Genomic DNA, 20,997 nt, shown 5'->3' with positions numbered 1-20,997 from the left:
CGACGACGGCTACACCGACTCCAGGATCATCGCGTTGGCGAGTCCGCCCGCCTCGCACATCGTCTGCAGGGCGTAGCGGGCGCCGCGCTCGCGCATCGCATGCACCAGGGTCGTCGTCAGTCGGGTGCCGCTGGCGCCGAGCGGGTGGCCGATCGCGATCGCACCGCCGTGCACATTGACCTTGGCGAGATCGGCGCCGGTCTCCTGCCGCCAGGCGAGCACCACGCTGGAGAAGGCCTCGTTGACCTCGAACAGGTCGATGTCGCCGAGGGACAGGTTCGCCCGGCGGAGCACCTTCTCCGTCGCCGGTATCACCCCGGTGAGCATGAGGACGGGGTCGGAGCCGGTGACGGCGAAGCTGTGCAGCCGGGCCAGGGGGCGCAGGCCGAGCCGGGCCGCCGTCTCACTGGACGTGATGAGCACGGCGGAGGCGCCGTCGTTGATGGGGCTCGCGTTGCCCGCGGTGACGTTCCACTCGATCTGCGGGAAGCGCTCGGCGAAGGCGGGGTCCTGGTAGGCGGGCTTGAGGCCGGCGAGGATCTCCGGGGTGCTGCCGGGTCGCACGCACTCGTCGCGCGAGACACCGTCCAGGGGCGCGACCTCGGCGTCGAAGAGACCCTTGTCCCAGGCCGCGGCGGCCTTGTGGTGCGAGGAGACGGCGAACGCGTCCATCTGCTCGCGCGTGATCGACCACTTGGCCGCGATGAGCTCGGCGCTGATGCCCTGCGGGACGAGGCCCTCGGGGTAGCGCTCGGCGATGCCGGGGCCGAAGGGGTCCTTGCCGGGCGGCACGTTCGACCACATCGGCACGCGGCTCATCGACTCGACCCCGCAGGCGACGACCATGTCGTACGCGCCCGAGACGACGCCCTGGGCGGCGAAGTGCACGGCCTGCTGGGAGGAGCCGCACTGGCGGTCCACGGTGGTCGCCGGGACCGTCTCCGGGAAGCCTGCCGACAGGGCGGCGTAGCGGGTGGTGTTCATGGCCTGCTCGCCGACCTGGTCGACGGTGCCGCCGATGACGTCGTCGATCAGCGCCGGGTCGACGCCCGAGCGCTCGACAAGGGTGCGCAGGGTGTGGGCGAGGAGTTCGACGGGGTGGACGTGCGCCAGGGCGTCGTTCGGCTTGCCCTTGCCTATCGGGGTGCGTACGGCTTCGACGATGACTGCGTCACGCATGGTGCGGGCCTCCTTGGCCGCCGGGGTTCCTGCCGGCGCGATTACCGGTGAGTAGGAAAGTCCAACTCACCATAGCCTGGAGAGTTGGAAAATCAAACCCTCCCAGTTGGAAAGTCGAACCCTCCCCCTAAACTGAGCCGCATGGCCGCCACCAAAGACCCGCGCCCCTGTTCCATCGCCGACGCGCTGGCGCTCGTCGGCGAGAAGTACTCGCTGCTCGTCCTGCGCGAGGTGTGCCTGGGCAACGGCCGCTTCGACCAACTCGTGCGCAACATCGGCGCCCCGCGCGACATCCTGGCCACCCGGCTGCGCCGCCTCGTCGACGCCGGCATCCTCACCAAGCGCGCCTACAGCGAGCGCCCGCAGCGGTTCGAGTACCGGCCCACGCCGGCGGGGCTGGAGCTGGAGCCGGTCCTGATGACCCTCATGGCGTGGGGCGACCGCCACCTCCGCACGGACGGCGAACGCCCCATGGTGATCGAGCACACCTGCGGCAACGAACTGGACGCGGTCGTCACCTGCCGGGCCTGTGGCGGCGCGGTGCACCACCAGGACCTCACGGCGCACCCCCAGGCGCCCGGATGGACAGTGACGGGACCGACGGCAGCCTGAGGCCCGTCGCCGCGGCCGGAGCGAGGCCCCTGTGCCGGAGCCGACTTCGAGGGACGCTACGCTGCCCCTCGACACCCGCGATCACTGCGCCGCCGACGCGGTGTCCCTCTTCATCCCTTGCCACCATCAGCACTTGGACTCCGTAACTTCATGTCTTGGTTTGAATCCCTCATCCTCGGACTCGTCCAGGGGCTGACCGAGTTCCTCCCCGTGTCCTCCAGCGCGCACCTGCGACTGACCGCGGCGTTCTCGGGATGGGAGGACCCCGGTGCGGCCTTCACGGCGATCACGCAGATCGGCACGGAGATTGCCGTACTGATCTACTTCCGCAAGGACATCGGGCGGATCATCTCGGCGTGGCTGCGCTCGCTGACCAACAAGGAGATGCGGCAGGACCACGACGCCCAGATGGGCTGGCTGGTGATCGTCGGCTCGATCCCGATCGGCGTGCTGGGCCTGACGCTCAAGGACCAGATCGAGGGCCCCTTCCGCGACCTGCGCATCACGGCCACGATGCTGATCGTCGTCGGCATCATCATCGGCATCGCGGACCGGCTGGCGGCACGCGACGAGTCGGGCGGCCGGCACCGCGCCGCCAAGCAGCGCAAGGGACTTGAGGACCTGGGCGTGAAGGACGGCCTGATCTTCGGCCTGTGCCAGTCCGCGGCGCTCATCCCCGGAGTCTCCCGCTCCGGCGCCACCATCAGCGGCGGCCTCTTCATGGGCTACTCCCGCGAGTCCGCGGCCCGCTACTCCTTCCTCCTCGCGATCCCGGCCGTCCTCGCCTCCGGCCTGTTCGAGCTCAAGGACGCGATGGAGAGCGACCACGTGTCCTGGGGCCCGACGATCTTCGCGACGGTGATCGCCTTCGTGACCGGCTACGCCGTCATCGCCTGGTTCATGAAGTTCATCTCGACCAAGAGCTTCATGCCGTTCGTCTGGTACCGCATCGCACTCGGCATCGTCATCATCGTCCTGGTGGCGACGGGCGTCCTGAGCCCGCATGCGGCGGAGTCGGCGGGCTGACCAAACGCCGTCCATGGCGCGGCGGCCGCGTGCGGGTCAGGACGCGAATTCGCCGGTGAGGTACGGGACTACCTCATCGAGCACTTCACCGCGATGCGGGAGTTCTACTGCGGCGCGACGCGGCGCGGGCAATGCATGGTCATGTGGACCGACTGAGCGCCCGACCCGCTGACCTTGAGCCAGTACGAACGCTCGCCGAAACGTCCACCGCAAAATCCGTGACCAATCACATACGTTCTGCGTAGCCGTCCGGTAGCGCACTGTCAGTCCTTGCCCCTAGGCTTGGCCGCATGTCCCCCCATTCCTTAGGCCCTGGTTCCGTGCGGTCTGCTGCCGAGGTGAACGAGGAGATTCGCGCCCTGTGGCTGCGCGCGGGCGGCTCACTGTCGGCCCAAGAGCGCGCGGAGTACGAGCTGTTGGTCGTCGAGTGGGCGGCCGCGATCCGCGGTGCGGTCATCGAGGCGGCTTGAAGCAGGGCCCCCGGGGCGAGCAGCGCCCGTTGACGCTCGGCCGCGTCTAGGCGGCCAGGTGCGCCAGGACGTCCTCACCCAACGGGTACGGCCGCTCCTTCGGCAACAACTCGGCCGCACGCTCCAGTTCACCCGCCCGCACCCGCGCGTGCATCTCCCTGGCGAGCGGAGTCACATCCTCGATGCCGACGATCCACTCGTCCGCATACCGTGCCGTCGCCTCCCCGCCGAGCCCGAGCTGCAGGGACCGGTACGGCAAGGGGTTGAGGCGCAGATCGCGTTCCGGATCCCACTGCACGCGCGCGGGCGCCGCCCTCAACTGCTGCTTCCAGGCGCCCCGGTCGCCGTGCAGGGCAGGCACGCAGTGCGAGAGGCACGCGTGACGCAGCGCCCACACGAAGCCCTCGCGGCTGATCTCGACGGCGAGGACGGTCTCCTGGCCCTCCTTGGTGGCCCAGCCGCAGCGGTACATCATCCAGAGGAACGACGGCTTGATCCACGTCATGCGGTCGCGACTCCAGGAGGACGGAAACCGCCCGCCCAGGGCCGCGGCCCGACCGATCTCGGGTCGGTAGGCCTGATAGACGGTGACAGTGGACTCGGTGTGCTGTGCGCGCACACGGAACTTGGGTTCACGCTCGACGGGCCGACTGTTCTGATCATTCACGGGAACAGCGTCGCCCCCGAGCGCACCCACATCCACCGAATATCGCTGCACGCCCCCTTGGCTCCGTGCACCTCATGCCCAACACTGAGCCGATGACGCAGCGTGTGGAGCTCGCCACCCTGAGGGACCGGCTGGCAGTCGACGGATTGGTCACCGAGTACGCCGTGGCCGTGGACGACGGGGACTGGGAGGCGTACCGGAGTCTGTTCACCCCGGACGGACGCGCGGACTACCGGTCGGCCGGCGGGATCGAGGGGGACGCCGGGAGCGTCGCGACGTGGCTCGCGGAGAGCATGCAGCTGTTCTCGATGCGTCAGCACCTGATCGTCAACCGCAGGGTGCGCTTCGGGATCCTGGAACAGGACATCGGCGACACGGCCGGGGTGCAGGCCGACTACGTCAATCCGATGCGGATCGCCGAGAACGGCGCAGGCTCCGCCGCCCCCGACTTCGTGTGCGGGGGCCGCTACGCCTTCGGGCTGCTGCGCACGGACGACGGCTGGCGGCTGCGCGAGGTGGTCGTGCAGGAGAAGTGGCGCCGTCTGCCCGACCGGACCGCACCGGCCGTGGCCACCTGACGTGATCACCGGGCCTGATCACCGGGCGTGATCACCTGAGCGGACGCCCACTGTCCCAGTGTCGGTGCCTGGCCTCACACTGGAAGGACGACGGGGTAGGAGGCGATGCATGAAGACGATCAACCACTGGCTCGCCTCCCCGTGGCGGCGCTCGATCATCGCCGTTCTGGCCGGCGCACTGCCCGTGCTGGCCTTCCCCGAGCCGTCGTGGTGGTGGTTCGCTTACGTCGCCCTGGTCCCGTGGATCGCGCTGCTGCGCTCGGCTCCGACCGGGCGGCGGGCGCTGCACGACGGCTGGTGGGGCGGATTCGGCTTCATGCTGGCGATGCACCACTGGCTGCTGCCGAACCTGCATGTCTTCACCTTCGTCATCGCCGCCCTGCTGGGCGCGCTGTGGGCGCCCTGGGGCTGGCTGGTGCGCCGCTTCCTGGCCGCGCGGCCCACCCCGGGGCGGGTCGCGGCGGCCCTCGTCGTGCTGCCGTCCGGCTGGCTGCTGATCGAGCTCATCCGCTCTTGGCAGGGGCTCGGCGGGCCGTGGGGCGTGCTGGGCTCCAGCCAGTGGGAGGTGGAGCCCGCGCTGCGGGTCGCCTCGGTGGGCGGTGTGTGGCTGATCAGCTTCCTGATCGTGGCCGTGAATGTCGCGGTCGCCGTGCTGGTGCTGCTGCGCAGGTGCCGGATCCCCGCGCTGGCCGGGCTGCTCGCCACGGCCGTCGCCGCCTCGGCCGCCTGGGTGTGGTCCCCGCGCCCGCAGGTCGAGGACCGGGTCCGGACAGCCGTGGTGCAGCCGGGCGTCATCCCGGGCGCGGGCAAAACAGCCGACCGGCGTTTCGACCGGGAGGAGCAGCTCACCCGCGAGCTGGCCGGCCGGGGCGTCGACCTGGTCGTCTGGGGCGAGAGCAGCGTCGGCTACGACCTCGACGACCGGCCCGACTTCGCGCGCCGGCTCGCGGCACTGTCCCGCGAGACGGGGGCGAACATCCTGGTCAACGTGGACGCGCAGCGCTCCGACCGGCCCGGTATCTACAAGAGTTCGATCCTCGTCGGCCCGGACGGCCCGACCGGCGCCCGCTACGACAAGATGCGCCTGGTGCCCTTCGGGGAGTACATACCCCTGCGCTCGATGCTCGGCTGGGCGACCTCCGTCGGCAAGGCTGCCGCCGAGGACCGCCGGCAGGGCACGGAGCAGGTCGTGATGGACGCCGGGCACGGGCTGCGCGTCGGCCCGATGGTCTGCTTCGAGTCCGCGTTCTCCGACATGAGCCGCAACCTCGTCGACAGCGGCGCCGAGGTACTGATCGCCCAGTCGGCGACCTCGACGTTCCAGCAGAGCTGGGCCCCGGAGCAGCACGCGTCCCTCGCCGCACTGCGCGCCGCAGAGACCGGCCGGCCGATGGTGCACGCGACGCTGACCGGCGTCTCCGCCGTCTACGGCCCCAGCGGACAGCGCATGGGTTCCTGGCTGGGGACGAGTGAGAGCACCAGCACGGTCTACGAGGTTCCGCTGGCCGGCGGTGTCACGCCGTACGTCCGCTTCGGCGACTGGCCGCTGCAGGCGGCAGTGCTGATCATGGCCGCCTGGGCCGCGACCGAGGGCGTTTCGACCCTGCGGCCTCGCTTCAAGCGCCCTGCTCCTGAACCGCGCGTACGACCCGCTCGCACAGCTCATGGGTCGCCAGCGCGTCCCGGGCGCTGAGCACCTTGCCCGTGCGTACGGCGTCGAGGAAGGCGAGCACCACCTGCTCGATGCCGCGCTGCCGGGCCACCGGCACCCAGTCGCCGCGCCGTCGCACGGTCGGCTGTCCCTTGTGGTCGACGACCTCGGCGAGGTTGAGGACCTGACGCTTGGTGTCCTGCCCGGACACCTCGAGGATCTCCTCGGCCGACCCGCTGAGCCGGTTCATCACGCCGAGCGCGGTGAAGCCGTCCCCGGCGAGCTGCAGCACGACATGGTGCAGCAGCCCGCCCTCGACGCGGGCGCGCACGGTCACGTCGTCGACCGGGCCGGGCGCCAGGAAGCGGAGCGTGTCCACGACGTGGATGAAGTCGTCCAGGATCATCGAGCGCGGCTCTTCCGGCAGCCCGATCCGGTTCTTCTGCATCAGGATCAGCTCGCGCGGATGGTCGGCGCACTGCGCGTATCCGGGGGCGTAACGCCGGTTGAACCCGATGGCGAGGGTCACGTTCCGCTGCTCGGCGAGCGCCACCAGCCGCTCGGAGTCGGCGAGTTGATAGGCGAGCGGCTTGTCGACGTAGGTCGGCACGCCCGCCTCCAGCAGCCGGGTCACGATCTCCGGGTGTACGACGGTCGGCGCGTGCACGAACGCGGCGTCGAGCCCCTGGGCGAGGAGCGAGTCGAGGTCCGTGTGCCGCCGCTCCGCCGGCAGATGGAGACTGTCGGCGACCCGGGCGAGCGTCGCGGGCGTACGGGTCTGCAGATGCAGTTCGACCCCGGGCTGCACACCCAGCACCGGCAGGTAGGCCTTCTGCGCGATGTCACCGAGTCCGATGCAGCCGACCTTCACTGGGTGTTCTCCTCAACTGCTTGCCTGCCGGGGTCTGCCTGGAAGCATACGGCTGCTGCGGCGGCCCCCAGTCGGCGATCGCCTCGAAGCTGCGCAGGAACAGCGCCGGCGCGACCTTGGACAGGCCGGCGAGCGTGGTGTTCCGTACGGCGATCCCGGGGCGGTTCGTCATCAGGTTCAGGCGGGCGACCTTGACGGCCTGGCGGGCCAGGGCGGTCGTACGCGGAAGGCGGGCTGCCGAGTAGGCCGGGAGGTCCGCGCAGTGGTGGGCGAGGACCACGGCGTCCTCGATGGCCTGGTTGCCGCCCTGCCCGAGCATCGGCGGCATGGCGTGCGCGGCGTCCCCGACCAGGGCGACCCGCCCGCGGTGGTAGGCGGGCAGCGGCTCGGCGATGTGGTGGACGTCGTGACGCAGGACGTCCTCGGGGCGGGCGGCGGCGAGGATCGCGGGGATCGGGTCGTGCCAGTCGCCGTAGCGGCGGAGCAGTTCGGCCTTCTCGTCGTCGGGAGCACGCTCCGAGGCGGGCGTGATCGCGGCGGCGTAGGCGTAGACCCGGCCGTCCTTGAGCGGATGGGAGCCCCAGATGCGGCCCCGGCCCCAGGTCTCGTGCGAGGCGAACTGCGCGCCGGGCACCGGGACCACGACCCGCCACGTGGTGAAACCGGAGTACACGGTGCCGGGATGGTCCGCGAAGAGCACCGGGCGGACGGCGGACCGGATGCCGTCGGCGGCCACCACGAGGTCGGCCTCCGTCTCGTCCTCCGGGGTCGCCACGCGCGCCGGACGACCGGCATCGCCGGGGTCGGTGACGGTCGCGGCGACCCCGGTGCGGACGGTCCCGGACGGGACCAGCGCGGCGAGGCTGTTGATGAGGGTGGCCCGGTGGAGGAGGACGAGGGGGCCGCCGAAGCGTGCGGCCACGGTGTCGGCGTCGGTGCGGGAGAGCCAGCGTCCGGACGGTGTCCGCACTCCCCCGTCGCCCTGCCAGGCGGCCAGGTCGCGGATCTCGTCGCCGAGCCCGATGACGTCCAGCGCGCGCAGGGAGTTGGGCGCGAGAGAGATGGCTGCGCCGACCGGCTCCAAGGACGGCGCCCGCTCCAGAACGGTGACGTCCCAGCCGCTCCGGTGCAGCGCGGCGGCCGCGGTCAGGCCTCCGATGCCGCCGCCGATCACGACGGCCCGCTTGGACTGTGCCATGACTCCTCCTGTTGCGACTACAGGTGTAGTGCTCCGGTGCGTCGACTGTACTACAGGTGTAGTAACACGCACTACAGACGTAGTGCGGGAGGTAGGTTGATCTCCATGTCCGTACACACGCCGGGTACCTCGCGCCCCGACCTCATCGCCGACACAGCCCTTGCGCTGCTCGCCGAGCGAGGGATGCGCGGGCTGACGCACCGGGCGGTCGACGAGACGGCCGCGCTCCCCCAGGGCTCGACATCCAATCTGGCGCGCACCCGACAGGCCCTGCTGGAACTTGCGCTGCGGCGCCTCGCCGACCGCGAGGCGCGGGTCCTGGCACTGGAGGAGATGCCCGACCCGCGGGGCGGCCTCGACTCGCTGGCCGAAGGCCTGGCCCTGGCGACACACCGGGCCCTGACCCGCCACCGCGAACTGACACTGGCCCGCTACGAACTGGCCCTGGAAGCCACGCGCCGCCCCGAGCTGCGCGCCTACTTCGACGCGACCGGCGCCCGCTTCCGCGACCAGCTCACCGTCCTGATGACCGCAATGGGGTCGACGGACCCGGACCGGCACGTGCTGTCACTGGTCGCCTGGGCGGACGGACTGATGTTCAGCTGCATCGCCGGGTCCTTCGCCTCGGAGGCGCCGAGCCTGGACGAAGTGCGGACAGGTCTGCGCGAGCTGCTCGACGGGATGTTCGGCCGGTAAGCCCCGCGACAGCGAAAACTCCTGTTCAAACGCCCCGAGTTGGGCCACGATGCGGGCATGACCATCGAACGCCATGAGCCCGACACCACCGCCGACGAGCGCTCCATGCTGGAGGGCTGGCTGGACTACCACCGGCAGACCCTCGCCTGGAAGTGCGAAGGCCTGACCGACGCCCAGCTCAGGACGGCCTCCGTGGAGCCGTCCGAGCTGACCCTGATGGGTCTGGTGCGGCACATGGCGGAGGTCGAGCGGTTCTGGTTTCACGAGATCCTCCTGGACGACGACCTCGGGGTGCTCTACTGCAGCGAGGAGGACCCGGACGGCGACTTCCACTTCACCGAGGCCGACACCTGGGAGGAGGCGCGCGCGACTTGGCAGTCCGAGATCGACAACGCCCGTCGCAACGCGGCCGGCTTCGGTCTGGACGACCTCGCCAAGGGCCGGAGCCGCAGGGGTGAACCCTTCAATCTGCGCTGGATCATCACCCACATGATCGAGGAGTACGCCCGTCACAACGGCCACGCCGACCTGCTCCGCGAGCGCGCCGACGGTGCCACCGGCGACTGACGTCAGCCGCGGCGGGAGCGCGCCGCCCTAACGGGGTCAGAGATCACCCGTAGGGAGCAAGGTTCACCCATCCGCTGTCCCGACGGCCGCCGAACCCAGCAGAGTTGCGCGGGTGCATCGAACGACGACCACCGCAACGCTCCTGGTCACCGTGGCCGTCTCGGCCCTCTCCGGCTGTACGACGGTCCAGCGACCGCCGACGTTCGACGCGTCGGCGGCACCGTCCCAGCCGGCGGCCCCGCGGCCGAGCGGACACAGGGACCCCGAGATCGTGCAGGCACCGGCCCGCGAGGCCCTGGCGTTCATCGGCCCGTCCCGCCGCCCGACTCCCACATCGTCCGCCGCACACTCGACGCCCCCCGACTCCCCGCCCCCGGCCCACACACCACCGGCCCCTGACGCGCACCCCCACCGCCGTCCCGAGCACCAGGAGCACGAGCTCCACCGCCCGGCCCCCAGGGTCCCGAAGGCGCCGCCGGTCAGCATCCCCGACATGCGGGATTCGACCCGCCCCGAGGCCCCGAAGAACACGAACGTATGCGGGCTGGGCAAGCAGCACGGCGGCTGGCGGGCCGACAGCCCGGAGTCGAGGATCTGCGAGCAGACGTACGGCCATTGAGCGGCGGGTGAGCGGGGCGGGTGAGCGGGGCGGGTGAGCGGACATCCGCCGCCCGCCTTGGTGCCGCCAGGGCCCCGGCTCCCCGGTTCCCCCTGTGCTACGGCCCCTCCCCCAACCACACTTCCAACCGCCTGATCTCCGCCCGCACCCCGTCCCCGTACCTGTCGTCCGCCAACGCTCCCGCCGCTCCGCGCGCCCGGTGCAGGTGGACGCGGGCGGCCTCGGCGCGATCGAGCTTCACATAGTCGGCGGCCAGATTCAGATGCAGTGAGGGATACAGCGCCCGTACGGCCGACGCGTCACGTCCGTCGCCGGCACCGGCCCCCTCGGCCTCGGTCAACGCCCGCAGATCCCATGCCAGTTCGTCCGAGGGGTCGTCCTGGGTGTCGGCCAGGTAGTGCGCCAGGGTGCAGCGGTGCAGCGGGTCGCCGTCCTCGCCGAGCTCCGTCCACAGGTCCAGCAGCCGACGCCGGGCCTCCTCGCGGTCACCCGCGTGATGCAGCATGACGACCTGGCCGATCCGCGTCAGCACGGCGTCGGGCGCCGTACGCTCCTGTCGCTCCGCCACCGCGTCCTCCGGGCCCTCGTCGGGTGATCCCTCGACGCTAACGGCCCTCACGGGCAATCCCGGTCAGGCGGCTCCGTACGGCACCGGGCCGGTCCGGCGCGGGACCGGCCCGGCCGGGGGTCAGCCCAGGTCGGGGATCCGCCAGTCGATGGGGTCGTGCCCCTGCAGAGCCACCGCTTCGTCGATCTGCGTGAAGGGGCGGGAACCGAAGAACTTCTTCGCCGACAGCGGCGAGGGATGCGCCCCCTTGACCACCACGTGCCGCGTCTCGTCGATGAGCGGGAGCTTCTTCTGGGCGTAATTGCCCCAGAGCACGAAGACCGCGGGGTCGGGCCGGGTGGCCACGGCCCGGATCACCGCGTCGGTGAACTTCTCCCAGCCCTTGCCCTTGTGCGAGTTGGCCTCGCCGCCGCGGACCGTGAGCACCGCGTTGAGCAGCAGGACGCCCTGCTGGGCCCAGGGCATCAGATAGCCGTTGTCGGGGACGGGGAGGCCGAGCTCCTCCTTCATCTCCTTGTAGATGTTCCGCAGCGACGGCGGCGTCTTCACGCCGGGACGCACCGAGAAGCACAGGCCGTGGCCCTGGCCCTCACCGTGGTAGGGGTCCTGGCCGAGGACCAGGACCTTCACCTTGTCGTACGGAGTCGCGTCCAGCGCGGCGAAGACCTCCTCGCGCGGAGGGTAGACGGGGCCCTTCGCCCGCTCCTCCTCGACGAACTCGGTCAGCTCCTTGAAGTAGGGCTGCTGAAGCTCGTCGCCCAGAACCCCGCGCCAGGACTCGGGCAGCATGGCGATGTCGGTCACGTCAACTTCCTTACGATGTACGGCGAACGGTGAGAGGCGACCGCGCCACGGTCACTTCCAGGCCTCAGAACCTACAGGCGGCCACTGACAATCGCCCCGCCCACCGCACATCTCCCACCGCTACCAGCTGGTCTTGCGGTACAGCTCCCCCATCATCATGATCGTCGACGGGTCCAGCGCCCGCTCGGCGCCCGAGACCTCGGCGCTCGCGGCCACGTACTGCCGGCCCTGCCACAGCGGCAGCAGCCGCGCGTCGTCGACGAGGATGCGCTGGGCGTCCTCGAAGTCCTTGACCACGTTGGCCCGGTCGCTCTGCGCGCGGGAGTTGGGCAGCAGGGTCTCGGTGATCTTGGGCGTCACGTACGGCGTGCCGAGCGCGTTCTGCTCGCCGACGAACGGCGCGATGAAGTTGTCGGCGTCCGGGAAGTCGGGGAACCAGCCACGCCCGAACACCGGGTACTCGCCCTTCTGGTAGCCGGCGACGTACGTCTTCCACGGGCGGCTCTTCAGCTTGATGTCGAAGAGGCCGGACTTGTCGAGCTGGCTCTTCAGCTCCTCGAACTCCGCCTTGGTCGCGGAGCCGTAGCGGTCGCTGGTGTACCAGAGGGTGAGCCGGACTGGAGTCGTGATGCCCGCCTCGGAGAGGATCGAACGGGCCTTGTCCGCGTCGGGCTCGCCGTAGTCGTCGAAGAAGCCCGTCGTGTGTCCGGTCAGGCCCTTGGGAACCATGGAGTACAAGGGCTCGACGGTGTCCCGGTAGACCTTGTGGGCGATCGCCGGGCGGTCGATGACCTGGGCGATGGCCTTGCGGACGGCGGCCTTGCCGGCCATCGGGTCCTTCGGGTTGAAGACCAGGTAGTTGATCTCGGTGCCGGAGCCCTCGATCAGCTGGAGCTCGTCGTCATCGTCGGCCTGGAGCTCGACGATGTCGTCGGCGGCGAGACCACGGAAGGCGACGTCGAGCTCCTTGTTGCGCAGGGCCGCGACCATGGGGGGCGAGTCCTGGAAGTAACGGATGGTTACCGCATCGTTTTTGCGCTCCGCGTACCCCTGGTAGCTGTCGTTCTTGACGAGTTCGGCTCGCTTGCCCTCGTCGTAGGACTCCAGGGTGTACGGCCCGGATCCGACGATCGTGCCGTCCTCGCGCAGCTTGTCCGCCGGGTAGTCCTCGGGGTCGACGATCGACATCGCGGGCGTGGCGAGCACGAACGGGAAGGTCGCGTCGGCCTTGTTGAGGTGGAAGACGACCTCGCGGTCGTTCAGCACCTGGACCCGTTCGAGGCTGCCCAGCAGACCGGCGGGGCCACCGTTGACGTTGATCTTCCGGATCCGGTCGATCGAGTACTTGACGGCCTTCGCGTCGAGCGCGTGCCCGTCGGAGAACTGCAGGCCCTCACGCAGCTCGCACTGGTACTTCATGCTCGAGCTGTCGGTGAACTGGCAGCTCTCGGCGGCGTCGGGCTCGGGCGCCGTCGACCCGGAGGGGTAGCTGAGCAGTGTCTGATAAATGTTGCGGAACAGTTCCCAGGAGCTGTCCCAGGACGCGGCGGGATCAAGGGTGCTGGGGGCCGCGGTGGTCCCCACGACGATCGGCCCCTGCTCGTCCGTCGAGTCGGACGAGAGGACTCCGCACCCTGCCACCAGGGACGATATGGACGCGATGGCCGCCACCTGCCGCAGGCGTCGGATCCGGTTGAACACGCGCACGCTCCTCGATCTGCCATACCAAGGGTCGGCAGACCATACCGCAGTGTTCCGGCCGTCGGACCTCCCGTCTCAACCAGCACTTGTTCGATCTTGCGGTGACTACGTTGTCACCGGCCGTTGGTCTCCTCGTAGGGGTCTCCTGATACCTCGACACGGGCCCCGCTGGTGTCCAGCGGGGCCCGTGTCGAGGTGCCGTGTCGGCCTTGCTGCGGTCCCCTCCGTCAGCCGACGCCGGCGTTGAGGAAGATGCCGCCGTCGACGACCAGCGTCTGCCCGGTGACCCAGTCGGACTGGTCCGAGGTGAGGAACGCGGCGGCGCCGCCGATGTCGGAGGGCACGCCGAGCCGGCCCAGCGGGTAGGCCGCGGCGGCCTCCGCCTCCCGGCCCTCGTACAGGGCCTGCGCGAACTTGGTCTTCACGACGGCCGGGGCGATCGCGTTGACCCGCACCTTGGGCGCGAACTCGTGCGCCAGCTGCTGGGTCAGGTTGATCAGCGCGGCCTTGCTGACGCCGTAGGCCGCGATGAACGGCGAGGGCGCGATGCCCGCGACGGAGGCGATGTTGACGATCGCGCCGCCGTTGTCCTTCTGCCAGGCGTGCCAGGTCCGCTGCGCGAAGCCGAGCGCCGAGATCACGTTGGTCTCGAAGACCTTGCGCGCGACGTTCAGGTCGAGGTCGGCGATCGGCCCGAACACCGGGTTCGTACCGGCGTTGTTGACCAGGTGGTCGACGCGGCCGAAGGCCTCCATGGTGCGCTCGACGGCGACGGCCTGGTGGGCCTCGTCGTGCGCCTTGCCGGCCACGTAGATGGCGCGGTCGGCGCCGAGCTGCTCGACGGCCTCCTTGAGGGCGTCCTCGTTGCGGCCGGTGATGCACACGCGGTCGCCGCGGGCGACGAGCGCCTCGGCGACGCCGTAGCCGATGCCTCGGCTGGCGCCCGTGATGAGGGCGACCTTGCCGGAGAGTGCAGGCAGTTCAGTCATGTCCGTGTCTCCCAAGGCCCTAGTCGAGCGGTCCGCCGGCGACGTACAGCACCTGGCCGGAGACGAATCCGGCCGCCTCGCCCGTGAAGAAGGCGATGGCGTTGGCGATGTCGTCCGGCTCGCCGACCCGCGCGACCGGGATCTGGGTGGCGGCGGCGGCCTTGAAGTCCTCGAAGCCCATGCCGACGCGGTCGGCGGTGGCCTTGGTCATCTCGGTGGCGATGAAGCCGGGCGCGACGGAGTTGGCGGTGACGCCGAACTTGCCGAGCTCCTTGGCGAGGGTCTTGGTGAAGCCCTGGAGACCCGCCTTGGCGGCCGAGTAGTTCACCTGGCCGCGGTTCCCCAGCGCGGAGGACGAGGAGAGGTTGACGATCCGGCCGAAGCCCGCGTCCACCATGTGCTTCTGGCAGGCCTTGGACATCAGGAAGGCGCCGCGCAGGTGCACGTTCATGACGGTGTCCCAGTCGGCGACGCTCATCTTGAACAGCAGGTTGTCGCGGAGCACGCCCGCGTTGTTGACCAGGATCGTCGGGGCGCCGAGCTCCTCGGCGATTCGCGCCACGGCTGCCTCGACCTGCGCCTCGTCGGAGACGTCGCAGCCGACCGCGATGGCCTTGCCGCCGGCCGCGGTGATCTTCTCCACGGTGTCCTTGCAGGCTGCCTCGTCGAGGTCGATCACGGCGACCGCGCGGCCCTCCGCGGCCAGTCGTACGGCGGTGGCGGCACCGATGCCACGCGCTCCGCCGGTAACCACGGCGACCCGCTGCTCAGTGGTGGACATTGCTGGTTCTCCTCGCCCTCGAGATGCGGCTCGTGCGGCGCGCCCGTTGGTGAGCGACCGCTTAGTACCTTCAGCAGACGTGACGCTAGAAGCCCTGGCACCCGGTGTCAACGGCCGACCGGCTGCGTGTGATCGATTCCCCGTACGACCGGCGCGAACCGGGCGCACCCAGCCATGGTCCCCGCTCGGCCGTGGCCCGCAGTGCACACCCGAACGGCCTACGGCTGCGAGCCGCCGAGCGCAAGGGCCCATAGCGTCGAAGCGCGAAGTCATCGATGGCCGGAAAGGAGGCGCTCCATGCGCCGTCGCACCGGTGCCGTCGGCACGCTGTTCGTGATCGCCGCGATCGTGCCGTTCGCCGAACCCGCTCACGCACGGGACCTGGACTGCCGCAGTTTCACGTACCAGGAGGACGCGCAGGCCCACTTCGACTCGGACCGGGATGATCCTGATCGGCTCGACGAGGATCGGGGACGGGACGACGGGATCGCCTGCGAGTCGCTGCCCCGTCGGGGCGGCAACGGGGACCGCGGCGGCAACGGGGACGACGGGGGCCTCATCTCGTCCACGACGCGCCCCAGGACCCCTCCCCCGGCGCCCGTGACGCCCGACACTCCGGCCACTGCCATCACCCCTGCCACACCGGCCACTCCTGCCACGCCAGTCACGCCTGCGACTCCTCGTCCGGCCGCCACGCCGACCCGCGGCACGCGAGGCGGGCTGGGCGGGGCCACGTCGTCCGGGCCGGGCGGCTGGGACATCGCGATCGGCCTGGCCTTCGTCACGGGCTCCGCGCTCGCGACCGGTTACGTGGTGAAGCGGCGCAGGGGCTGAGGCCCGGCGCGCGTGCGGTGCCGTCGCGGGGGCGGTCACCGCACCAGCAGGTCCAGCAGTCGCTCCGTCTCGGCCGCCGGGTCGGCGGTGAGCCCCGTGTGCACGGGCCCGGGCTGCACGACCGTCGAGCGGGGCGCGATCAGCCAGCGGAACCGTCGCCCCGGATCGTCGCCCGCGGCCTGCCCCGCCGCGTCGCCGCCCGCGCAGACGCCCTCGACGGCACGGAGTGCGGCCCGTACCCCTGCGACGTCGGCATCAGGGTCCAGCGCGCGCAGCCTGGTCTCGTCCAGGTGAGTCCGGGCGGCGACGTAGGACTTCGCCCGGCAGTACACGAGCACTCCGGCATTGATGCACTCGCCGCGCTCGATGCGGGGTACGACACGCAGGACGGCGTACTCGAAGACGTCACGGTCGCCGCCCTGGCCCGGCCTGATGAAGTGGCGGTCGCTCACTTGGTCCCCTCGATTCCGTTGACGCGCTCGTGGACGACGGCTGCCCGTGCCAGCAGGGGGCGCGCGTAGGCCCGCCTGAGGTCGTCCGCGGTGTCGAAACCGGGCTCTGCGGCCAGCCAGGCGTCCGGGATCTCGGCGGTCACCTCGGTGAGGAGGTCCTCGGTGACCAGCGGCGCCAACTCGGCGGCGGCCGCCCGCACGTCGGGGGCGAAGCGGGCGAGGGCGTGGTCGGAGGCGTCGTACGGGCGCTCCGCGGAGGCCTGTGCTCCGGGCCAGTTGTGCTGCCAGATCATGGTCGCGCCGTGGTCGATGAGCCACAGTTCGCCCTGCCACATCAGCAGGTTGGGGTTGCGCCAGGACCGGTCGACGTTGTTGACGAGGGCGTCGAACCAGACGACCCGGCCGGCGTCCTCGGGGCTCACCTCGAAGGCGAGGGGATCGAAGCCGAGCGCGCCGGAGAGGAAGTCCATACCGAGGTTGGTGCCGGCGCTGGACCTGAGCAACTCCTGGACCTGCTGGTCGGGTTCGCCGAGCCCGAGCACCGTGTCGAGCTCCACCGTCACCAGCCGGGGCACCCTGAAGCCCAGCCTGCGGGCGAGTTCACCGCAGACGACCTCCGCGACGAGCGTCTTGCGGCCCTGTCCGGCGCCGGTGAACTTCATGACGTACGTCCCGAAGTCGTCGGCCTCGACGAGTCCCGGCAGCGAGCCGCCCTCACGCAGCGGCGTGATGTAGCGGGTCGCGATGACTTCCTTGAGCATCGCCCCAGGTTACTGGCGCGAGGACGGCGCCCGGGGGCGGCCCGGGGGTGCGGTGCGCCGCCGCGTCGACAGCAAACCGACAGCCCTCGACAGGGAACCGACAGCTCCGCTTTACCCACGTCCAGTCGGGACCGGGTCAGGATTTCGACAGCGTCTGAACAGCCGGTCCGAACGGACCGTACCTCTCGGCAGATCACGAATGACCGGAAGGAACGTCAGCATGACCAGCGAATCAGTTCAGCCCGTGTCGGGTCCGAGCCGCCGTACCGTCGTGGCGGCGGTCGGCGCGGCGGGGCTCGCCGTTGCGCTGACCGCGTGCGGATCGGACGACGACGCGTCCGGCTCGGCCACCGAACAGGGCGCCGGCGCCGGCGCGACCACCGAAGCGGGCTCGTCCGGCGGCGCCGGTGCCGGCGGTGCGGCGCTCGCGAAGACCGCCGACATCCCGGAGGGCAGTGGCAAGGTCTTCAGTGACGAGAAGGTCGTGGTCTCGCAGCCCGCGGCGGGTGACTACAAGGCGTTCTCCACGATCTGCACCCACCAGAACTGCCCCATGACGGACCTCAAGGAGGACACCCTCTCCTGCGCCTGTCACGGCAGCCAGTTCTCCGTTCTGGACGGCAGCGTGAAGAAGGGCCCCGCGACCCAGCCGCTGGCCGCCAAGCAGATCAGCGTGTCGGGCGACTCGATCACGCTCGCCTGACCCGCGACGGCCGCTTGAGGCCGCCCAGTACCTCGTCCGTGGTCGCGACCGTAGCGACCAATGCGAGGGTGTGGCGGATCATCGCCGGGGTGTACTCGGAGGGCACTCCGGCGATGGCGTCCCGGGGCACGACCACGACGTATCCCCGGTTCACCGCGTCGAAGACGGTGTTGGGGATCGCGACGTTGGCCGAGACACCGGTGACGACGAGCGTGCGGCAGCCGAGGTTGCGCAGCAGTGCGTCCACGTCGGTGCCCTGGACCGGGGACAGGCCGTGGAGTCGTTGTACGACGAGGTCCTCCTCGGTGACCTCGATCGGCGCCGCCACGCGTACCGCCGCCGTTCCGGACAACTGCTGGACGGGGAGCCGTTCGGCGGCACGGAAGAGGCGGGCGTTGTGGTTGGCGCCGCGGCCGTCGGGACGGCGTTCGGCGATCGCGTGGATCACCTGGACGCCGCTCTCGTGGGCGGCGGCGACCAGCCGGGCGACGTTGTCGAGTGCGCCCGAGGAGCGGGCCTCCTGGGCGAGTTCGGGCAGCGCACTGTCCGGTCCGACGACGCCCTGCTGGCATTCGACGGTGAGCAGGACGGTGGTCGCGGGGTCGAGGAGTTCACTGAGCTCTGCGAACGACGGCATGGTTCCCCCTGTGACCGACGGCGTGGGCGGGCGAGCGTAGCCACCATTGCGTGTGGACGGAAGACGACTCATCCTTTTCTGACGTGATGTCAGAGGATCTCTCCTCTGACACGACGTGAGAGAAGAGGGGGCCGCATGACCGTCACTCAGCGCCGGGGCCGGAAGATCATGATGACGTCCGGCGAGCTGGACGAGTTCCTCACCACGCAGCGCACCTGCCGGGTCGCCACGGTGTCCGCCGATGGGTTCCCGCACGTCAGCGCCCTGTGGTTCGCCTGGGACGGCACCTCGCTGTGGCTGTACTCGGTGGTGCGCAGCAAGCGGTGGACCGAGCTGCGCCACGATCCGCGGATCGCCGTCGTGATCGACACGGGCGAGGAGTACGAGCAGCTGCGCGGTGTCGAACTGTCGGGCACCGTCGAGTTCGTGGGCGAGAGCCCGCGCGTCGGCGAGCTGCGCGCCGAACTCGACGTCCCCGAGATGCTGTTCGCGCGCAAGAACTTCGGCCTCGACGAGATGCCGCACGACGGCAGGCACGCCTGGATGCGGCTGACGCCTCAGAAGATCGTGTCCTGGGACTTCCGGAAACTGGGGTCGCGCTAGGGACCTTCAGCCTCCGGCGATCTTCTCGGCCGCCGCCTGCAGGGCCTCCACCGCCGCCCGGATCGACGGGCGGCGGTCGGCGTCCGCTCGCCACACCGCGTACACGTACCGGTGGACCCGGTGGCGCACGGGCACGACCCGCACCCCGGGCGGCATCGGGTCGCGACCCAGCCGGGGCGCGACGCAGACGCCCAACCCGGCGGCGACCAGAGCGAGTTGGGTGTGGTGTTCCTCCGCGCGGTGGGCGATACAGGGCTCGATGCCCTTGGTGCGCAGCGTGTAGACCAGCCACTCGTGACAGAACTCGCCCTCGGGCCAGGAGACCCACTCGTCGTCCGCGAAGTCCTCCAGATCGACCTCCCGCCGCTCCGCGAGCGGATGCCCCTCGGGCATGGCGATCTCCACCCGGTCGTCGAGGATCGCGGCCTTGGCGAGCCCCTCCGGCATGGGCAGCGGCTTGTTGTACCAGTCGAGGACGAGGGCGAGGTCGGCGTCCCCCCGGACCACCGCGGCGACGCCCTCCTCGGGCTCCAGCTCCCGCGACCTCAGGCGCAGCGCCGGGTGGTCGGCCCGCAGCGCGGTGAGCGCGGCGGGGAACAGGCCCCGCAGGGCGGTGGGAAATGCGACCAGCCGGAGCTCACCGACCACCTGGCCGCGCTGTGCCTCCAGATCGGACTGGGCGAGCTCGACCTGCGACAGGATGCGTGCCGCGTGCTCGGCGAGCAGCCGTCCCGCGTCCGTGAGCCGCACACCCCGGCCGTTCTTGGCGAGGAGCTGCTGGCCGACCTCCCGCTCCAGCTTGGACATCTGCTGCGAGACGGCCGAGGTCGTGATGTGCAGTCCCTCGGCGGCACCGCTGACCGAGCCGTGCCGGGCAAGGGCGTCGAGGGTGCGCAGGCGCTCCAGGTTCAACATGTAAGCAATGCTACGAGATGCAGCACCGAAAAACTCGATTGTGCTACGAGATTGTGTGGCGGATCGTTGATCCCATGAGCACCGCCTCCTCCACCAGCGCCGCCTCCACCGGCCCCATCTCCGCCAACCCCGCTTCCATAGGCTCCCGCGCACCGGCCGCGCCGCGCGCCCGCCTCGACTGGCGGCTGCGCTTCGCCGCGCTCTCCCTGATCTGGGGTTTCAGCTTCCTGCTGATCAAGGTGGGCACCGACGGCTACGCCCCCTTCCAGGTCACGCTGGGGCGGCTGGTGTTCGGCACGGCGGTACTCGCGGTCGCGATGGCGGTGAAGCGGGAGCGGTTGCCGCGGGGGGTGCGGACGTGGGGGCATCTGGCTGTCGCCGCGTTCCTGCTGAACGCGCTGCCGTTCTCCCTGTTCGCGTACTCCGAGCTGACGATCCCGTCCACGCTGGCGGGCATCTGCAACGCGACCTCGCCTCTGTGGGGGATGGCCCTGTCCCTGGTCGCCCTCTCGGAGGACCGGCCGACTCGGGTCAGGGTCGCCGGGCTCGGGATCGGCTTCCTCGGCGTGCTGACCGTGCTCGGGGCGTGGCAGGGCTTTCACGGGCTGGACGCCACGGGCACGGCGATGGCGCTGCTGGCCTCTTTGAGCTACCCGATCGGCTGGATATACGTCCGGCGTACGCTGGCCGGCTCCGGTGAGTCGCACCTGTCGCTCACCGGTGCGCAGCTGTTGCTCGCCTCGGTACAACTCGCCGTTGTGACGCCGGTGTTCACTTCCGCGCCGACCCGCTTTCCAATGCTGCCGCTGCTCGCGATCGTGGCGCTGGGGGCGCTCGGTACGGGGCTCGCGGTGCTGCTTCAGTACGGGCTGGTCGCGGAGGTCGGGCCGACCACGGCTCAGATGGTCACGTACTTCATTCCTGTCATCGCCACGGCCGCGGGGGTCGCTGTACTCGGTGAATCGTTGAGCTGGTCCACGCCGGTGGGTGCGGTGATCGTCCTTGTGGGGGCGGCGCTCACTCAAGTGAAGCGGGGCGCCTGACGGGGTGGTCGAGCAGGTCGGCAATGCCTCGCCATGTCTAGGGCCTGTCGTTTGGATCAAGCCGACCTGATC

At 70.5% G+C, this 20,997-nt stretch carries 25 protein-coding genes; 12 read left to right on the top strand and 13 right to left on the bottom strand.

Translation table 11 applies throughout. The features are described 5' to 3' along the window. Positions 1-9: 9 nt before the first annotated feature. Entirely contained in the window at positions 10-1,179 is a 1,170-nt protein-coding gene (locus OHT51_RS35900) for a thiolase family protein (protein ID WP_328883052.1), read from the bottom strand. Positions 1,180-1,320: 141 nt separating this feature from the next. Here OHT51_RS35900 and OHT51_RS35895 point away from each other — a divergent pair, with 141 nt between their 5' ends. The 3 genes from OHT51_RS35895 (at position 1,321) to OHT51_RS35885 (ending at position 3,287) form a co-directional block, all read left to right on the top strand. Continuing rightward, positions 1,321-1,791, top strand: coding sequence for a winged helix-turn-helix transcriptional regulator (locus OHT51_RS35895; RefSeq protein ID WP_328883051.1), 471 nt, complete (start codon positions 1,321-1,323; stop codon positions 1,789-1,791). 150 nt (positions 1,792-1,941) lie between these two features. Beyond that, on the top strand, positions 1,942-2,817 hold the full coding sequence (locus OHT51_RS35890; RefSeq protein ID WP_328883050.1) for an undecaprenyl-diphosphate phosphatase: 876 nt from the start codon (positions 1,942-1,944) through the stop codon (positions 2,815-2,817). Positions 2,818-3,107: 290 nt separating this feature from the next. Then, complete coding sequence (locus tag OHT51_RS35885; protein ID WP_328883049.1) at positions 3,108-3,287, top strand: hypothetical protein; 180 nt, start codon at positions 3,108-3,110, stop codon at positions 3,285-3,287. Between the two features lie 46 nt (positions 3,288-3,333). On the opposite strand, the gene OHT51_RS35880 is transcribed toward OHT51_RS35885, so the two are convergent. Then, on the bottom strand, positions 3,334-3,954 hold the full coding sequence (locus tag OHT51_RS35880; RefSeq protein WP_328883048.1) for a DUF4291 domain-containing protein: 621 nt from the start codon (positions 3,952-3,954) through the stop codon (positions 3,334-3,336). Between the two features lie 92 nt (positions 3,955-4,046). On the opposite strand from OHT51_RS35880, the gene OHT51_RS35875 reads away from it, so the two are divergent. Together OHT51_RS35875 and lnt are read left to right on the top strand one after the other, a co-directional pair. Further along, entirely contained in the window at positions 4,047-4,532 is a 486-nt protein-coding gene (locus OHT51_RS35875; RefSeq protein WP_328883047.1) for a nuclear transport factor 2 family protein, read from the top strand. A gap of 109 nt (positions 4,533-4,641) precedes the next feature. Next, positions 4,642-6,225, top strand: a complete 1,584-nt coding sequence (gene lnt / locus OHT51_RS35870; RefSeq protein WP_328883046.1) for an apolipoprotein N-acyltransferase — start codon at positions 4,642-4,644, stop codon at positions 6,223-6,225. Here the strand turns inward: lnt and OHT51_RS35865 are convergent. After that, positions 6,149-7,054 carry a Gfo/Idh/MocA family protein gene (locus OHT51_RS35865; protein WP_328883045.1) on the bottom strand — a complete coding sequence of 302 codons (906 nt, stop codon included), beginning with the start codon at positions 7,052-7,054 and terminating at the stop codon, positions 6,149-6,151. The two genes, lnt and OHT51_RS35865, sit on opposite strands and share 77 nt — an antisense overlap. Then, positions 7,026-8,252 carry an FAD-dependent monooxygenase gene (locus OHT51_RS35860; protein ID WP_328883044.1) on the bottom strand — a complete coding sequence of 409 codons (1,227 nt, stop codon included), beginning with the start codon at positions 8,250-8,252 and terminating at the stop codon, positions 7,026-7,028. Before OHT51_RS35860 ends, OHT51_RS35865 begins: the two co-directional genes overlap by 29 nt. Before the next feature lie 105 nt (positions 8,253-8,357). Here OHT51_RS35860 and OHT51_RS35855 point away from each other — a divergent pair, with 105 nt between their 5' ends. The 3 genes from OHT51_RS35855 to OHT51_RS35845 all read left to right on the top strand — a co-directional run bounded on the left by OHT51_RS35855 (position 8,358) and on the right by OHT51_RS35845 (position 10,134). Further along, positions 8,358-8,948 carry a TetR/AcrR family transcriptional regulator gene (locus OHT51_RS35855; RefSeq protein WP_328883043.1) on the top strand — a complete coding sequence of 197 codons (591 nt, stop codon included), beginning with the start codon at positions 8,358-8,360 and terminating at the stop codon, positions 8,946-8,948. 57 nt (positions 8,949-9,005) lie between these two features. Beyond that, complete coding sequence (locus OHT51_RS35850) at positions 9,006-9,515, top strand: DinB family protein (RefSeq protein ID WP_328883042.1); 510 nt, start codon at positions 9,006-9,008, stop codon at positions 9,513-9,515. 112 nt (positions 9,516-9,627) lie between these two features. Further along, positions 9,628-10,134: a hypothetical protein gene (locus OHT51_RS35845; protein ID WP_328883041.1), complete on the top strand. Its 507-nt coding sequence runs from the start codon at positions 9,628-9,630 to the stop codon at positions 10,132-10,134. A 97-nt stretch (positions 10,135-10,231) separates the two neighbouring features. Here the strand turns inward: OHT51_RS35845 and OHT51_RS35840 are convergent, their stop codons facing one another. The 5 genes from OHT51_RS35840 to fabG form a co-directional block, all read right to left on the bottom strand. After that, positions 10,232-10,702, bottom strand: coding sequence for a hypothetical protein (locus OHT51_RS35840; RefSeq protein ID WP_328884553.1), 471 nt, complete (start codon positions 10,700-10,702; stop codon positions 10,232-10,234). Positions 10,703-10,822: 120 nt separating this feature from the next. Beyond that, the gene (ung, locus tag OHT51_RS35835; RefSeq protein WP_328883040.1) at positions 10,823-11,506 is read right to left on the bottom strand and encodes a uracil-DNA glycosylase; all 684 of its coding nucleotides are present in this window, start codon (positions 11,504-11,506) and stop codon (positions 10,823-10,825) included. Between the two features lie 120 nt (positions 11,507-11,626). Next, positions 11,627-13,207 (bottom strand): ABC transporter substrate-binding protein, encoded by a 1,581-nt coding sequence (locus OHT51_RS35830; RefSeq protein ID WP_328883039.1) that lies wholly within the window; start codon positions 13,205-13,207, stop codon positions 11,627-11,629. A 227-nt stretch (positions 13,208-13,434) separates the two neighbouring features. Continuing rightward, positions 13,435-14,196, bottom strand: coding sequence for an SDR family oxidoreductase (locus tag OHT51_RS35825; protein WP_328883038.1), 762 nt, complete (start codon positions 14,194-14,196; stop codon positions 13,435-13,437). Positions 14,197-14,215: 19 nt separating this feature from the next. After that, a complete protein-coding gene (gene fabG / locus OHT51_RS35820) occupies positions 14,216-14,977 on the bottom strand; it encodes a 3-oxoacyl-ACP reductase FabG (protein ID WP_328429133.1) in 762 nt (253 codons plus the stop codon). A 297-nt stretch (positions 14,978-15,274) separates the two neighbouring features. Between fabG and OHT51_RS35815 the strand changes: the two genes are divergently transcribed. After that, entirely contained in the window at positions 15,275-15,811 is a 537-nt protein-coding gene (locus OHT51_RS35815; protein ID WP_328883037.1) for an excalibur calcium-binding protein, read from the top strand. Positions 15,812-15,846: 35 nt separating this feature from the next. Here the strand turns inward: OHT51_RS35815 and OHT51_RS35810 are convergent, their stop codons facing one another. Beyond that, on the bottom strand, positions 15,847-16,263 hold the full coding sequence (locus OHT51_RS35810; RefSeq protein ID WP_328883036.1) for a DUF3037 domain-containing protein: 417 nt from the start codon (positions 16,261-16,263) through the stop codon (positions 15,847-15,849). Then, a complete protein-coding gene (locus OHT51_RS35805) occupies positions 16,260-17,024 on the bottom strand; it encodes a HipA family kinase (protein WP_328883035.1) in 765 nt (254 codons plus the stop codon). The genes OHT51_RS35810 and OHT51_RS35805 overlap by 4 nt, the downstream gene beginning before the upstream one ends. Before the next feature lie 220 nt (positions 17,025-17,244). Here OHT51_RS35805 and OHT51_RS35800 point away from each other — a divergent pair, with 220 nt between their 5' ends. Continuing rightward, positions 17,245-17,727 carry a Rieske (2Fe-2S) protein gene (locus OHT51_RS35800; protein ID WP_328883034.1) on the top strand — a complete coding sequence of 161 codons (483 nt, stop codon included), beginning with the start codon at positions 17,245-17,247 and terminating at the stop codon, positions 17,725-17,727. Here the strand turns inward: OHT51_RS35800 and OHT51_RS35795 are convergent. Next, positions 17,714-18,364, bottom strand: a complete 651-nt coding sequence (locus OHT51_RS35795; RefSeq protein ID WP_328883033.1) for a cysteine hydrolase — start codon at positions 18,362-18,364, stop codon at positions 17,714-17,716. The two genes, OHT51_RS35800 and OHT51_RS35795, sit on opposite strands and share 14 nt — an antisense overlap. Before the next feature lie 135 nt (positions 18,365-18,499). On the opposite strand from OHT51_RS35795, the gene OHT51_RS35790 reads away from it, so the two are divergent. Continuing rightward, complete coding sequence (locus OHT51_RS35790) at positions 18,500-18,967, top strand: pyridoxamine 5'-phosphate oxidase family protein (protein WP_328883032.1); 468 nt, start codon at positions 18,500-18,502, stop codon at positions 18,965-18,967. A gap of 6 nt (positions 18,968-18,973) precedes the next feature. On the opposite strand, the gene OHT51_RS35785 is transcribed toward OHT51_RS35790, so the two are convergent. Next, a complete protein-coding gene (locus OHT51_RS35785) occupies positions 18,974-19,882 on the bottom strand; it encodes a LysR family transcriptional regulator (protein WP_328883031.1) in 909 nt (302 codons plus the stop codon). Positions 19,883-19,920: 38 nt separating this feature from the next. Here OHT51_RS35785 and OHT51_RS35780 point away from each other — a divergent pair, with 38 nt between their 5' ends. Continuing rightward, positions 19,921-20,925, top strand: coding sequence for a DMT family transporter (locus OHT51_RS35780; protein ID WP_328883030.1), 1,005 nt, complete (start codon positions 19,921-19,923; stop codon positions 20,923-20,925). Positions 20,926-20,997 lie beyond the last annotated feature (72 nt).

It is taken from the genome of Streptomyces sp. NBC_00299, from assembly GCF_036173045.1.
Lineage (GTDB): Bacteria > Actinomycetota > Actinomycetes > Streptomycetales > Streptomycetaceae > Streptomyces > Streptomyces machairae.
This window is presented reverse-complemented; position numbering and strand designations above follow the sequence as displayed.